The sequence below is a fragment of the Pseudoalteromonas sp. GCY genome, from assembly GCF_016695175.1.
GTDB lineage: Bacteria > Pseudomonadota > Gammaproteobacteria > Enterobacterales > Alteromonadaceae > Pseudoalteromonas.
Genome location: NZ_CP068023.1, coordinates 1,800,740 through 1,813,298 on the forward strand (window position 1 = coordinate 1,800,740; position 12,559 = coordinate 1,813,298).

The window sequence follows — 12,559 nt, forward strand, 5'->3', positions numbered from 1 at the left end:
TATGGCTTACAAGGCGAGTTGTTTGTGTAAAGCGGTTCAAGTTGAGATCCGTGGACCAATCAGCGATATCATTCACTGTCATTGCTCTTTATGTCGCAAATCTGCGGGCACGGCTTATGCAACCAATGGCTTTGTGCTGTGGAGTGATTTTGTGATTCTCAGTGGCGAAGAGGCACTAAACATCTTCGAGTTTAAACCTGGAAGAAAGCGCCATTTTTGCAAACATTGTGCAAGTCCAATTTTTAGTTCGAATGAAAGCGATCCGAAACGGGTGAGGTTAAGACTTGGCATTTTGGACTCGGATATCAAAGAGCGGCCAATATCACATAATTTTGTCTCTTCAAAAGCCAATTGGGACGACTTAGATGCGCCGCTTCCTCGTTACGATGCATTTGAGCCTAGCCGCGATTTATCAACAACATCGGGAGGTAATTTGTGACGGGTATTAGTGATTTATCGCAGTTATTAAAAGACATTTCGCCGACGCTTGATGAAACACCTTATGTATTTTGTACAGTGCAAAAAAGCCTTGCTGAGTGCGTAATTTTCAATCCAATTGCGACCTTTGTGGAGCGCGAAGGGTTAACGCTGGTGGTCACCAAGCAAATGGCAGACGAACATGGATTGGATTACAGCTGTGTGATGAATAAAATTACTTTGCAAGTGCATTCGAGCTTAGAAGCCGTGGGGTTAACTGCTGCATTTTCTAATGCACTGAAAAATGTTGATATTAGCGCGAATGTAATTGCTGGCTTCTATCATGATCATATTTTCGTACCCGTAAATGATGCTAAACGGGCGATACACGCGATACAAACGTTGGCAAAATGGCACTGAAAAATCTCGAAGATTGTTAGATAGCATGAAAGTTTACTTTAAAAGAATGGCCTCCAAAGGTGTGTGCCCTCCGAGAAAACCGCTTAAGAAAATCCTTTGGTCATGGGTTGGTGCAATGGTGGGGATCTTGTTGATTACGGTGATTTCGAACCTCGCTTTACCATTTGGTGTTGGCAGCGCATTGCTCATCGGCTCTTTTGGTGCAACTGCCGTTTTACTCTATGGTGCTCCGATGGCGGAGTTCTCTCAACCAAGGAATTTACTGGGCGGGCATTTCTTTTCAGCCTTACTCGGCGTCAGCATTTTCATTTTGCTTGGAGAAGAGAGTCTGTTTACAGCACCGCTTGCCGTATCGCTTTCTATTGTCGTGATGCACATTACTCGAACTTTGCATCCACCCGGTGGAGCGACTGCGCTAATCGCTATTATAGGTGGTGAGTCCGTTCATAACTTGGGATATATGTATGCATTTTATCCGGTGTTAGTGGGGGCTGTACTGATGTTATTGGTCGCGTTGTCTGTGAACAACATGTCGCGCAACCCCAAGCGGCATTACCCCGTTTATTGGTTCTAACTACTTTATATAAAAATTTAAAAGGACAGGCATGTCAAAAATTGAATTCGTTCCTTACCAATTAGTCTCAGCTAGCTTTAATCCATGGCGTGAAGTATTTGTTGAAGTTGCAGAAGAAGTGATGGTGGCACTAGCACACCCTGAACTTGAATTTCTACACTTTGGTTCTAGCTCTTTTAAGGTTGCCGGCAAAGGGATCATCGATATCTCTGTGTTATACAAACCCGGGCAATTAACTCAAGCTGTTGGACATCTGAAAAAGTTAGGCTTTAAAGATCAGCACAGCGATAATCCATTTCCTGATACCCGTCCGAGAAAAGACATCGCGGTGATGTATCAAAGTGAGTTGTTTCAAGTGCATGCTCATGCTATTGAAAAAGGGAGTGAAGAACATATAAAACAAGAAAAATTTAAAGCTTATATGCTTAGCAATCCTGACGCGCGTGCGGAGTATGAAGCTCAGAAGCGGTTAGTAATAGCGCAAGGTATAGCCTCTCAAGATGAGTACGGAAAAGCTAAAGCACCATTTGTAAAGCGCACTTTAAAGGACATCCACTTTAATTAACTAAAGCTCGAATAAATCATATCGTTATAGCTGTTAGTGTTAGAACTAACTGCTAACATTTAATTCCGATAGCTCGCTATTTGTGCTTACCTACACTACGTAGGCGCACTGGTCATCTCAGGATGCGAGATTGGTGTTTATCTAGTTATAAGTTTTAAGGACAGGCACATTTATGTTGATGTTTACAAATTTAAGGCATGTGTCTAAGCTTTAATTTCTTCAATTAGCATTTGCATGTTCAAGGAGTGAACAATGGGATTAGCAAGGAAGTATCAAATCAACTTGTCAGATACACGTTATTATCATTGTGTATCACGTTGCGTCCGCCGCGCCTTTTTGTGCGGTGAAGATATGTTGACTGGCAAATCTTATGAGCATCGGCGGGCCTAGGTTGAAATGCGATTGCTCTTTCTATCCAAAATATTTTGCCTGGATGTCTGTGCTTATGCGGTAATGCCTAATCACACCCATGTGGTGTTGTATATCGATGATCAAAAAGCACAAAGACTCAATGATAAAGCTATTTTGCTACGCTGGAGCAAGCTTTATAAGATATCTTCACACGCTCAGCAGTTCCTGCAAGGTGAATGCTTAAATGAGGGGCAAAAAGGTGTATTGAGCAAAGAAATAAATGAATATAGAAGCCGCTTAGCGAGTATTAGCTGGTTTATGAGAGGGCTCAATGAGCACATCGCTCGACGTGCTAATCAAGAGGATGAATGTACCGGACACTTTTGGGAAGGGCGATTTAAATCTCAGGCCTTGCTTGATGCTTCAGCCTTGTTAGCATGCATGGCTTACGTAGACTTAAACCCAATTCGTGCAGAATTAGCTAGTAACCTCGAAGATTCAGAGCATACCAGCATAAAGCTTAGGTGTGAGTTTGCAAAAAGATGCAAGCAGCCAAAGTATCTAGCGCGGTTTTTAGGAAATACCAAAAGACATGTGCACAAAGGAATTCCTTTTGAATTACGGTCATATCTAGACTTAGTTGATTCTACAGGAAGATGCATTCGTGCTGATAAACCCGGGTTTATCGATCCGCGTCAAAAACCTATTTTGGAACAATTAGGTCTAAAAGCATGTAATTGGTTTAAACTTACTACCCAGCTTGAGCAAACCTTTCACGGTGCGATCGGTAGAGCAGATTCGATAGAGGCTTATTGTGAGCATCGCAATTTAAGGCGACGAAGTAATATTTCGCAAAGCCAGCGACTTTTTACGTAATATGAATTAACGTAGATGGCCAATTTAATATGGATTGTAAGTGTCTAGCTGCTCGCTCAGGTTGAGGGAGCAGTTAGTCGTGTATGTTGTATGAAACACTTAATCTTATTTGCAAAAAACCGTCGTTTCTACTTTATTTGGCTTTGTAGATTCCCAATTAATTGTTTCTACAAATTGATTATTTTAACTAGCCTAATTGGCTCACCATCAATGTCAAACTCACCTGTAATCTCAAGTAATCCATTTTTTAATCCTTGTAACTTATCTACTTCAATTACTTGTGTTTGATAAGGTAAGAAAGTAACAGGCTGCTGCCAAAGTGAACCTTCATTTTTAAATGATTGAAATGGGGTAAAATCGACGCGTAAGGCGCCACTCGATGCACCTGAATAGGGACCGGTTAGCGTAATGGTTATATTTTCACGAATAGTTACTTCCATTTTTACCCCATCAAAAGGTTTCTCTGGCGTTCGAAGAGGCTTATGTTGTGTTAGTCCGTTCCAACTAATCACTAAGTTCTGAAAGGTGTGTTTTGGCAATAGAACACGGTGTTCACCTGAAGCTAGAATTTTTATGTAGTTACTGTAAGTTAGCGCAATATCATGGATACTGGGATTGTTGACGTAAAGATAGTGCATTCCATCAGAAAAGTAGCCCTGAGTGTTGATACCACTTAACGTAAAGAGTGCTTCGTCGCCAAGTGTTGATTGCCAATTTTGCATCAAGCGGTCGAGGATTTTATTCTCAGTTTGAGTGACTGTCCTTGATTTCTGTTTGCTAAATATTTCGCGAAGTGTGGTCATACAGTCACTTAACTGAGCGCTATATTCCACACAGGTGTTAAAGGCTCTGCGAAGTAGCGATGCACCTTTAAAGTGCCAGGGATTAGTGGTGTGTTCATTCGTGATCAAGTAATCATGCGCGGCAAAGTAGGGCGCTATTCTATGATTATTATTTCGGCCAAGAAGACTGATTTTTTGCAAGCTAAGCGCTGAAATGTCGATTTGGCTCAATTGTAACCTAGCCAGTTGCTCATGGTATTGTGTTTTCATTTTAATAACTAGTGCATCGTCCTGTTTTGAAAGCGTGAGCGCAAGTTTATGATATTGCTTGATATCCATGCGTAATTGCGGCAGCAGTGCGATAGACTTCGAGGAAAACAATGCTTGATTGCTTGAGACCGTTAACTTTACTCCTTCTTGAAGGGTAAATTGCAGTAAGTTGTCTTTACTAAAATCAACTTCTTCAACTTTAGAGCGTCCAAGACGCGCATCTAAGCTTTGGTTTGTTAAATCGGCGATTAACGCAAAGCCAATTTCCCCACGTCTAATCTGCTCCGGCTCGAAGTCGATTAGTGCTGCAACACTATTCTCATCAAGTGAGTTGATTAGAGGTGTTTTATCTGGTGCGGGAAAATCCATCACGGCATGTGTAGAAGAAAAGTTTGGATGAATGTCAAGACGATTAAGTGCTTTGCTTTTGGTATTTCTGAGCCAATATGCAGCACCGTTTTGCTCCCAAGGCCCATCGACAATATAAAAACTTGGCGTGGCAGAGCGCACAAACGCTGCAAACTGCTGTTCAAGCTGGGGCCAATTGGGGAAGGTCCGTTTTAAGAGTGCATTTGCAGTTGACAAGGTGTTTTCAGAGTGAGGATTTGCGTCCATTAATTTGCCGATAAAGCGTTTAAAATATTGATATCGCTCAGGGTCGCTCAATAAAAAATGCACGATAAAAAAGTTGAGTCCGCGTTTGAGTGATGGGTCATCATTGATTGCTTCGAAAGATGGCTGTCCATTTTGGTGATATTGCTGTAAACCTAAGTGCAGATAATTCATTGGAGCACGGTCGAAAACCATCACAGTTAGCTGCTTTTTATTTGGATCATATACGTGGCTTGCGATGGCATCTGCCATCCCCTCAGTGATCCAATTGGGTGCCCAAGTTGAGTGACCGTTCAGTGCCATATGAAACGCATGCATGGTTTCATGGATCACGATGTAGCGCTGGTGATGCTGGCGATGACTCGGAAAGTTGTACCCTGCACGGTTATAAAACATGGTTTCGCCGCCAGCCGTTTTATGTACGCCTCGCAAAAAGCCATCGTCCAGCATGGCTTCTTTTGTGCGTTGGCGTGAACTGCCATAGACGACAGCAATTCTCTTTTTATCAATCGCCGCGGGTGCCATACCAAACAATTCAACATAGTGAGGGTAAGACATTTCTAGTAATTCTAAATAGAGTTTTACTTTGTCCTCAGGAAAGTCACTTTTTAACGCAAAATGTTTACTCACCCACCAGTCATACCCCCGCGAGTTAGCTATTTTTCCATCGCTATAAGTGAGCGGAATTTGTTTACCAATATATTGGATATCGATGTGTTTCAACGTACTAACTCGGCCATTAACGCTTACTTCAGAGCGCATATCAGCGGGGCTTGGTATAGCGACAATATCGCTTCGAGTAGTTTTACATCCGCTGAGTAAAGCAAGTATTGCAATTAGAGGAGCAAATACTTGCCGGGGCTTTTGCACAGAGGGTATTCGACGATAAAAGGTATGGAATAGATAAAATAAAGACATGATACTTTTCTCTCGTTATTATTTGTGTATATTGTATGCAATATAAAATAACAAAGATAACAGGTATTGTCATTATGCAAAATCAGCAGCAGTGGTGTGAAGCAGATCTCACTGGGACAAATTGGTCAAAATCGTCTTCCGGATTTGGTCGAACTTTTTACATTGCGAATATCATGGAAATATTTGAACGGCTCGCTTGGTATGGCTTTTTCGCCGTGTCATCAATTTATATGACAACACCAAAGTCGCAAGGCGGTATTGGCTTTACTGATATAGAGCGTGGCGCCGTACAGGGGATTATTCCCTTCTTTTTATATCTTTTGCCTGTTTTAACTGGTGCGCTGGGAGATCGCGTTGGGTATAAAAAGATGTTCTTTTTTGCATTTTTGGTCATGACGCCAAGCTATTATTTATTGGGACAGGCACAGAGTTTTTGGCCGTTTTTCGCTGCGCTGAGCTTTGTTGCGCTGGGCGCTGCTTGCTTTAAACCTGTTGTCGTTGGTACCGTAAGCCACAGTACAAACGATGGTAATCGTGGTCTTGGATTTGGGATCTTTTATACCATGGTGAATATTGGTGGATTTTTAGGTCCATTGGTTGCGGGATATATGCGCGCCATTAGTTGGGATGCGGTATTTATGATGTCGGCGGTTTGGATTGCCATAAACTTTATTCCCTTGATGTTATTTTACAAAGACCCGCAAACATTGCCTAAAACCAAGCAATCTCTTACTCAAGTATTAAAAACTGCACAGTCGGTGCTGGGTAATACACGTTTAGCACTTACGCTGTTTGTCGCACTGGCGCTCTTGATGTCAGCGGGAGTTGGGTTTGCTAACTACAGTCAAGGGTTTACTTGGATTGCAATTTGGTTCTTTATCAACTGGATGTGGGACAGAACTCTAATAAATCGAGCGCCAAATAAAGCTTGGTGGCAACAACCGATGAAGGTGAGTAACCTGCCGTTTGCGTTATATTTGCTGATCCTTGCAGGCTTTTGGACTGTTTATAATCAGCTTTTTTATACTTTACCTGTGTATATCCGTGATTATGCAGATACCCGAGATATATTGGCGTGGTTTGGCGATTCTGGCGTCGCGTTTTTAGCACATGTTGATATTGATAAGTTAACTGCTGCCATTTTTGCGCTGTTCAATGAGCTTAAGGAAAGCGGCGCGGTATCCATTGAAACCATTAGGCTTGAATGGGTTCACCTCAAAGTGAATGTCCCGCATGAGCAAATACAGTTGATACTGCAAACCCTAAATGCGCTTCACGATAATGGACAGGCACTTTCACAGCACCAAGCGCAAACCCTTGCTGCACAACTCGTACAATATCGTCAAATCAACCCTGAGTATCTCATTAATTTAGACTTTGCAGCGATCGTAGTCGCACAAATTTTGGTGAGCTTTCTCTGTCAGCGATTTAGACCATTTTATGTGTTAGTCACTGGCTTACTGGTGATGGCGGTTGCGTTTATCGCATTACTTAGCGATAGCGACTGGTTAAGCGGTCAGCTCATTGTCACTGTCATATTGCTTATCGCGCTTGGTGAAATGCTTGCCTCTCCTAAAAGCCAAGAGTATGTCGCGAGTATCGCGCCTCAATCTCAAGCTGCGTTGTATATGGGGTACTACTTTGTTTCTATGGCGCTGGGCTTCTTATTTGCTGGATTTTTATCTGGTTGGAGCTATAAAGTGTTGGTGCAAGAAATGGCGGCACCAGAGTTAATGTGGGGGCTATTTGCGGCTATCGCACTTATAACCGCCGTTGCATTATTCTGGTTTAACAAAGTGATAATAGACAGAAAAGAATAGTTTTTTTGAAATGGGAACAGTTATTGGTCGCGATCGATTTGTTTGCAAGTCATATTCTTTCTACACTCAAGCAAAAAATGAGGAAGTAACATGAATAAAAAAATATGGATGAGCACGGCACTCTTTGTTTCAAGCAGTGTGTACGCGCAAACGTATGTTTTAAACGCTGACTCTGCGATTGATGTGGTGTCAGGCAAGCTTATCTCACCTGCAACTGTGGTCGTTGAAGACAATAAAATTATCTCAGTCGGAAAATCAAATCGTAAAGCCTATCCAAAAGGCGCTGAGGTGATAGACCTAAGCGGCCACACATTATTACCCGGTCTATTTGATATGCATGTCCACCTAACTTCAGACGCACATGTTCATGGCTACAAAAGGTTGCAACGCACTGCACCTCGAGCGGCAATCACTGGGGTTAGAAACGCCAAGCGCACACTAGATGCGGGCTTTACGTCTGTTCGTAACCTCGGTGCTGCTGGCTATGCTGACATCGCGCTGAGAGATGCCATTTATGATGGTGACGTAGCTGGTCCACGTATAAACGCAGCAGGACCTTCTCTTGGGATCACTGGCGGTCATTGTGACAACAACCTCTTAACCCATGAGCATAAAGTCTTTTCAGAAGGGGTTGCGGATGGTCCTTGGGCAGTAAGGCAAAAGGTACGTGAAAATATTAAGTATGGCGCTAACTTAATCAAGTTCTGTGCAACAGGTGGTGTACTATCTAAAGGCACTAAGGTGGGTGCTCAGCAATATTCTCAAGAGGAAATGACAGCTATTGTGACCGAAGCGCATTTACGCGGCTTAACAGTTGCTGCCCACGCGCATGGCACTGATGGTATCAAGTCTGCAATTAAAGCGGGTGTGAACTCGGTAGAGCACGTGAGTTTTGTTGATGATGAAGCCATTCAACTGGCCAAAGACAAAGGCACGTATTTCTCTATGGACATCTACAATACAGAATATATCCTTGGCGAGGGCGAAAAGGCAGGTATTTTGCCTGAAAGCTTGGATAAAGAGCGTAAAGTCGGTGCTACTCAGCGTGCCAGTTTTATAAAAGCGGTAAAAGCAGGCGTGAATATGGTGTTTGGCTCTGACGCTGGCGTTTATCCTCACGGTGACAACGGTAAGCAGTTTAGTCGCATGGTGAAATTTGGCATGACTGAACTACAAGCCTTACAGGCTGCCACTATTAACTCGGCGACGTTACTCAAGCAAAATACACAATTAGGCTCGCTTGAGGTGGGCAAACTTGCTGACATTATTGCGGTTAAAGGCAACCCACTAGAAGACATTAGTGTGATGGAAAACGTCACCTTTGTGATGAAAGATGGCCAAATAGAAAAGCAATAGCCAAACGTTCTGCGCAGTTCTTATGCAAAGAACTGCGCAGTTTTGCAATATATCGTTGTAATCATAATAAAAATCAGTGGACAGGCAACGCTTTGAGACAGACTACATATTTTATCGTATTAACTGTGGTTGCTCGGTAAATATTGTTCCCAATTCGACACGGCAAATGGATATTCACCCGTTACATCTACTCGACTGCGCCAAAACTGCATCGCGCCAGTATTAATCCCTTGATAGACAAAAATAACATCTGCAGCAACTCTATCTCCACTGTTGCTAACATTGACGTCAACATTGATTAGCTGATAACCATTGGGATTAGGACCATCTTGGCGGCTTTGGTAGTAAAGGTGAAATGACTGTTGGTATATTGTAGGGTTGTTATATAACACATAGTTTAACGCGCGTGTTGCATCACTATTACCTCTAGATATATTGAGCGAAGTTATTTCAGTAACAAGGTTTTGAAACTTATCGTTATTTGCCTTGACGCCGTGCAACACCTCACCAAATGGCAGTACCATCACTGGAATGATTGCACTAACTAGTACTGTGTTTGGTGAGTGCATCTCGCCGATAATTACTACTTGTCCGGTTTCACCATTTGTTGTTCGATCCAGTGCGGTAATACATTGAGTTAACAGTTCATCCGTTGGAATGAGTAAAGTATAAAGTTGCTCAATGTAGCGATTGTCCAAGACCCATTTCATGCTGCGCGCGATGTAACGATTTTTACCTAAACTCAAGCCTTTAAACAGCTCCTGATTAAGTTGCTTATTCCTGTTGAGCCTTCGTAGCGCAATGTCGTCATTGACGTTCTCCAACATGGGGAGCTGTGTTTCTTGGTTGCCCATTAAGCTATTTTGATATAGCTCTTTTTCTAGATTAAGGGTCGGAAATTGGGCATTTATCACACCAACGGCATAGACAAAGTTTGTGAATACGACTGAAGGTTCTGAGTTTGTTTCATCGTTGGCCAACTTCTGACTAAGTGGCAAATTTTGTTGAGTGGATAATGATTGGTTCATGAAGCCTCCCTAAATACTTTTCGCAAATGGCGCTAGTCTGGATGAAACAAAAGGATAGTGGTTGGTTACGTCGATATTACAGGCATAGCGGCTACGATCTGAACTACACAGAATAAACTCAACAACGTGGCGCATTGGTTCAGAGTGTATCTGTTGCAATTGAATAGCTTGAATATCATTAATCAATAAGTGTTGGCTGCTATCAACGACGATTTGATAGAAGTGACTCAAAAAATAGTTACTGGCTCTGTCTTTTTTAGTTAACCCAATAGTAGGCTTAAGTGCGGGCAGCTCAAGCTGTTGATTGGCTGGTTTACCATCTTTGAGTATTGGAACTTGGATATCGGTAACTGCGATTAGGTGCTTTACCGTGGCGGTTGGTAAAGCGATGTCATCGTAGTGCTGTGCGGCATGTTCGCCTGTTAGCTCGCCAATAACCACATAAGTATTTTTTTGCTCTGTTGTATTGATCAGTGCATTCAGTTGTGTCGGTGTATCTGGCTCAAGGATGTAAGTGTCTACCAGGTTTATGGTAAGAACCCATGTTGCCTGCTGCGCTAAATATAAAAATGGCCTGTAACTCAACTGAGGTTGATTGTCCATGGTTACGCGATAGTTGAACACTTTATAAAACTCTTCGGGATTGGCCTTTATAGACAACGCAGCAGCTTCATATTGCTTTTCGAGGTTTAAGGTCGGAAAGCTTGGTTGAATAACACCAATTGCATAAATAGATGTATCATGGTTGTCATGAGGCGCAAACTGTATTGGCACTGTTTTACCATTGTGAATTGAGGTCTTCATTTCTATCCTTCCTTTGCATTAATCTTGTGGCATCGTATTCAGCAGCGGGAGGAATTGTTGTATTTCTGTATTGATAAAAGGATACAAGCCACTCACGTCGATACGACAAAAGTAATAGTGATGTTTAGCAGAAGCGTTTTCTTTATAGGTTAGCGTAATATCAACAATCTTATGTTCAGACACCGCGTCAAATTGGGAAAACGTGATGTCGGTTAGAGAAGCACTTGGCAGGGTTGCGGACCCAAGACGCATTTTATGGGTTTGTAAGTAGATATCTGGATAGCGAAATGCAACAAAATTCTTAGCTCTATCAAAGTCATCACGGCCTGCATTTGGTTCGACTTCTAGTGCTTTTATCACATCTTGAATGGCATTGGTTTCCGCACTGGAAATTTTTTGAATTGTATTATGCAGCTCTGACAATGTTTGATGATATACCTGATGACAAGCTATCTCAGCTAAATTGGTGTCGTGGTTATTAGAGGAATGGCCAATGACACAAGTATACACAAGCTCCAGTGTATCTTTAGGTGGCTGTAGCGCTTCAATTAGCGCTTCTAACTCGACTTTTGTCGCGGGAGTTAAGTGGTAACTTAGCTGTTTTTGAATGACTAAAATCCAAGAAACTTGCTCAGCAAGATAAAGATACTTGTCTCTGTTAGGATCCCCAATCGGCAATGATTTATTAGTGAAAACTTCGTAATAGGCTCTTTCATCGACTGCGAGCTCCATTGCGGCTTGTAAAAATTGCTTTTCTATTCCCTCATTAGGAAAGACTATTTCTACTTGGCCCACTGCATAAATGTAGTCAAAAGCGGCGCATTGCACGGAAGTAGGATGCTGAATTTCCTGCGCTTGCATTTGCTCGGATGAGTCAAGGTCTTGCGGGGTGCTCGGTAGCCTAGCATCGTTTGTTTCTACCGGCGCTATGCCAAAAGTGTCTGAGTCACAAGTTTGGCTATCTTGTGTTTCAGCTTTTTTAGAACTGCAAATTGCGGGATCTGCTGAGGTGACCTCAGGGTGTAATTCGCTCATATTATTCTCTTTTTTGATGAGGAAGTGCTGATGGAGCACAGCACTTCACTTTGATGTTAACTACTTGCAAGGATCTTCTTCGTTGCAATACCTGTAGTTGCTGTGTCTATCGAATAGAGGGTTGTAACACCCATAGTGGTGGCAGCTTGAGCAGTAACAGCCATTTGCTGCTGAGCTGTGGTTGCATTATGAGCTGCGTTTGCAAGCGCTTGTGAAGTTGCTTGGAACAAGTTACCCATTGACATTGCTGGAGCATCACCTAGTACTTTTACGTTTGCTTGGGTGACTGAGTCAGTGATTTGATCGTTTACAGAAGTTGGAAATGCCATAATTTTTTCCTTAATGGTTAGTTGCTTTTTAGCGTTATTAACTAAAGAATAATGTAGCCCGCTCCGTCACAGATGTTTTGGTTTAACTAACTGTTTTTATGGTAGATTAGACGACTTTCAAGCGCGCAATATTTAACAGTGTTTGGTGGTTTTTACGCATTGCGGCTGTACGATTGAGCTAAGGCTGGTATTGACGGTGTAAAAATAACCCCATCGTGAGAGCTCCATACTTTCCTCGCAATGGGGTTAGTCATTAGCTATGCCTGTCCATCAAAAGGTTTAAGCTACAACTCGTTTATCAGCTAAGGAATGCTTTATTCGCTGTCAGCTTTTGATTCACAGCGAACTTGCCCCTTAGCTCAGTCACCTGCTGACTAAACCACTTTTGATAAAGTGGGCATA

Annotated in this window: 11 protein-coding genes and 1 pseudogene; 7 read left to right on the forward strand and 5 right to left on the reverse strand. The window is 42.4% G+C overall.

Translation table 11 applies throughout. The annotated features are described in order from the left end of the window. The first annotated feature begins 1 nt into the window (after position 1). From JJQ94_RS13220 to JJQ94_RS13240, 5 genes and pseudogenes are all read left to right on the forward strand, one after another. Positions 2–439, forward strand: a complete 438-nt coding sequence (locus tag JJQ94_RS13220; RefSeq protein WP_099029713.1) for a GFA family protein — start codon at positions 2–4, stop codon at positions 437–439. Then, positions 436–837, forward strand: coding sequence for an ACT domain-containing protein (locus tag JJQ94_RS13225; RefSeq protein ID WP_099029712.1), 402 nt, complete (start codon positions 436–438; stop codon positions 835–837). Before JJQ94_RS13220 ends, JJQ94_RS13225 begins: the two co-directional genes overlap by 4 nt. 25 nt (positions 838–862) lie before the next feature. Continuing rightward, on the forward strand, positions 863–1,411 hold the full coding sequence (locus JJQ94_RS13230; RefSeq protein ID WP_099029711.1) for an HPP family protein: 549 nt from the start codon (positions 863–865) through the stop codon (positions 1,409–1,411). A gap of 31 nt (positions 1,412–1,442) precedes the next feature. After that, positions 1,443–1,976, forward strand: coding sequence for a GrpB family protein (locus JJQ94_RS13235; protein WP_099029710.1), 534 nt, complete (start codon positions 1,443–1,445; stop codon positions 1,974–1,976). Between the two features lie 252 nt (positions 1,977–2,228). After that, positions 2,229–3,203: pseudogene (locus tag JJQ94_RS13240) on the forward strand (transposase). 167 nt (positions 3,204–3,370) lie between these two features. Here the strand turns inward: JJQ94_RS13240 and JJQ94_RS13245 are convergent. Continuing rightward, positions 3,371–5,785 (reverse strand): hypothetical protein, encoded by a 2,415-nt coding sequence (locus JJQ94_RS13245; protein ID WP_099029709.1) that lies wholly within the window; start codon positions 5,783–5,785, stop codon positions 3,371–3,373. Between the two features lie 74 nt (positions 5,786–5,859). On the opposite strand from JJQ94_RS13245, the gene JJQ94_RS13250 reads away from it, so the two are divergent. Continuing rightward, entirely contained in the window at positions 5,860–7,605 is a 1,746-nt protein-coding gene (locus tag JJQ94_RS13250; protein WP_099029708.1) for an MFS transporter, read from the forward strand. A 90-nt stretch (positions 7,606–7,695) separates the two neighbouring features. Next, the gene (locus JJQ94_RS13255; RefSeq protein WP_099029707.1) at positions 7,696–8,961 is read left to right on the forward strand and encodes a Xaa-Pro dipeptidase; all 1,266 of its coding nucleotides are present in this window, start codon (positions 7,696–7,698) and stop codon (positions 8,959–8,961) included. Between the two features lie 119 nt (positions 8,962–9,080). Here JJQ94_RS13255 and JJQ94_RS13260 read toward each other — a convergent pair whose 3' ends face one another. From JJQ94_RS13260 to JJQ94_RS13275, 4 genes are read right to left on the reverse strand one after another with little or no spacing between them, the layout of a single operon-like run. Beyond that, the gene (locus JJQ94_RS13260) at positions 9,081–9,989 is read right to left on the reverse strand and encodes a hypothetical protein (RefSeq protein WP_099029706.1); all 909 of its coding nucleotides are present in this window, start codon (positions 9,987–9,989) and stop codon (positions 9,081–9,083) included. A gap of 9 nt (positions 9,990–9,998) precedes the next feature. Next, the gene (locus JJQ94_RS13265; RefSeq protein ID WP_099029705.1) at positions 9,999–10,793 is read right to left on the reverse strand and encodes a hypothetical protein; all 795 of its coding nucleotides are present in this window, start codon (positions 10,791–10,793) and stop codon (positions 9,999–10,001) included. An 18-nt stretch (positions 10,794–10,811) separates the two neighbouring features. Beyond that, positions 10,812–11,828, reverse strand: coding sequence for a hypothetical protein (locus tag JJQ94_RS13270; RefSeq protein WP_099029704.1), 1,017 nt, complete (start codon positions 11,826–11,828; stop codon positions 10,812–10,814). 56 nt (positions 11,829–11,884) lie between these two features. Beyond that, positions 11,885–12,157 (reverse strand): RebB family R body protein, encoded by a 273-nt coding sequence (locus JJQ94_RS13275; protein WP_010371716.1) that lies wholly within the window; start codon positions 12,155–12,157, stop codon positions 11,885–11,887. Positions 12,158–12,559: the final 402 nt, after the last annotated feature.

Coding starts and splice junctions, on each gene's coding strand:
- JJQ94_RS13220 (WP_099029713.1), top strand. CDS start 2: ATGGCTTACAAGGCGAGTTGTTTGTGTAAAGCGGTTCAAGTTGAGATC.
- JJQ94_RS13230 (WP_099029711.1), top strand. CDS start 863: ATGAAAGTTTACTTTAAAAGAATGGCCTCCAAAGGTGTGTGCCCTCCG.
- JJQ94_RS13235 (WP_099029710.1), top strand. CDS start 1,443: ATGTCAAAAATTGAATTCGTTCCTTACCAATTAGTCTCAGCTAGCTTT.
- JJQ94_RS13245 (WP_099029709.1), bottom strand. CDS start 5,785: ATGTCTTTATTTTATCTATTCCATACCTTTTATCGTCGAATACCCTCT.
- JJQ94_RS13250 (WP_099029708.1), top strand. CDS start 5,860: ATGCAAAATCAGCAGCAGTGGTGTGAAGCAGATCTCACTGGGACAAAT.
- JJQ94_RS13255 (WP_099029707.1), top strand. CDS start 7,696: ATGAATAAAAAAATATGGATGAGCACGGCACTCTTTGTTTCAAGCAGT.
- JJQ94_RS13260 (WP_099029706.1), bottom strand. CDS start 9,989: ATGAACCAATCATTATCCACTCAACAAAATTTGCCACTTAGTCAGAAG.
- JJQ94_RS13265 (WP_099029705.1), bottom strand. CDS start 10,793: ATGAAGACCTCAATTCACAATGGTAAAACAGTGCCAATACAGTTTGCG.
- JJQ94_RS13270 (WP_099029704.1), bottom strand. CDS start 11,828: ATGAGCGAATTACACCCTGAGGTCACCTCAGCAGATCCCGCAATTTGC.
- JJQ94_RS13275 (WP_010371716.1), bottom strand. CDS start 12,157: ATGGCATTTCCAACTTCTGTAAACGATCAAATCACTGACTCAGTCACC.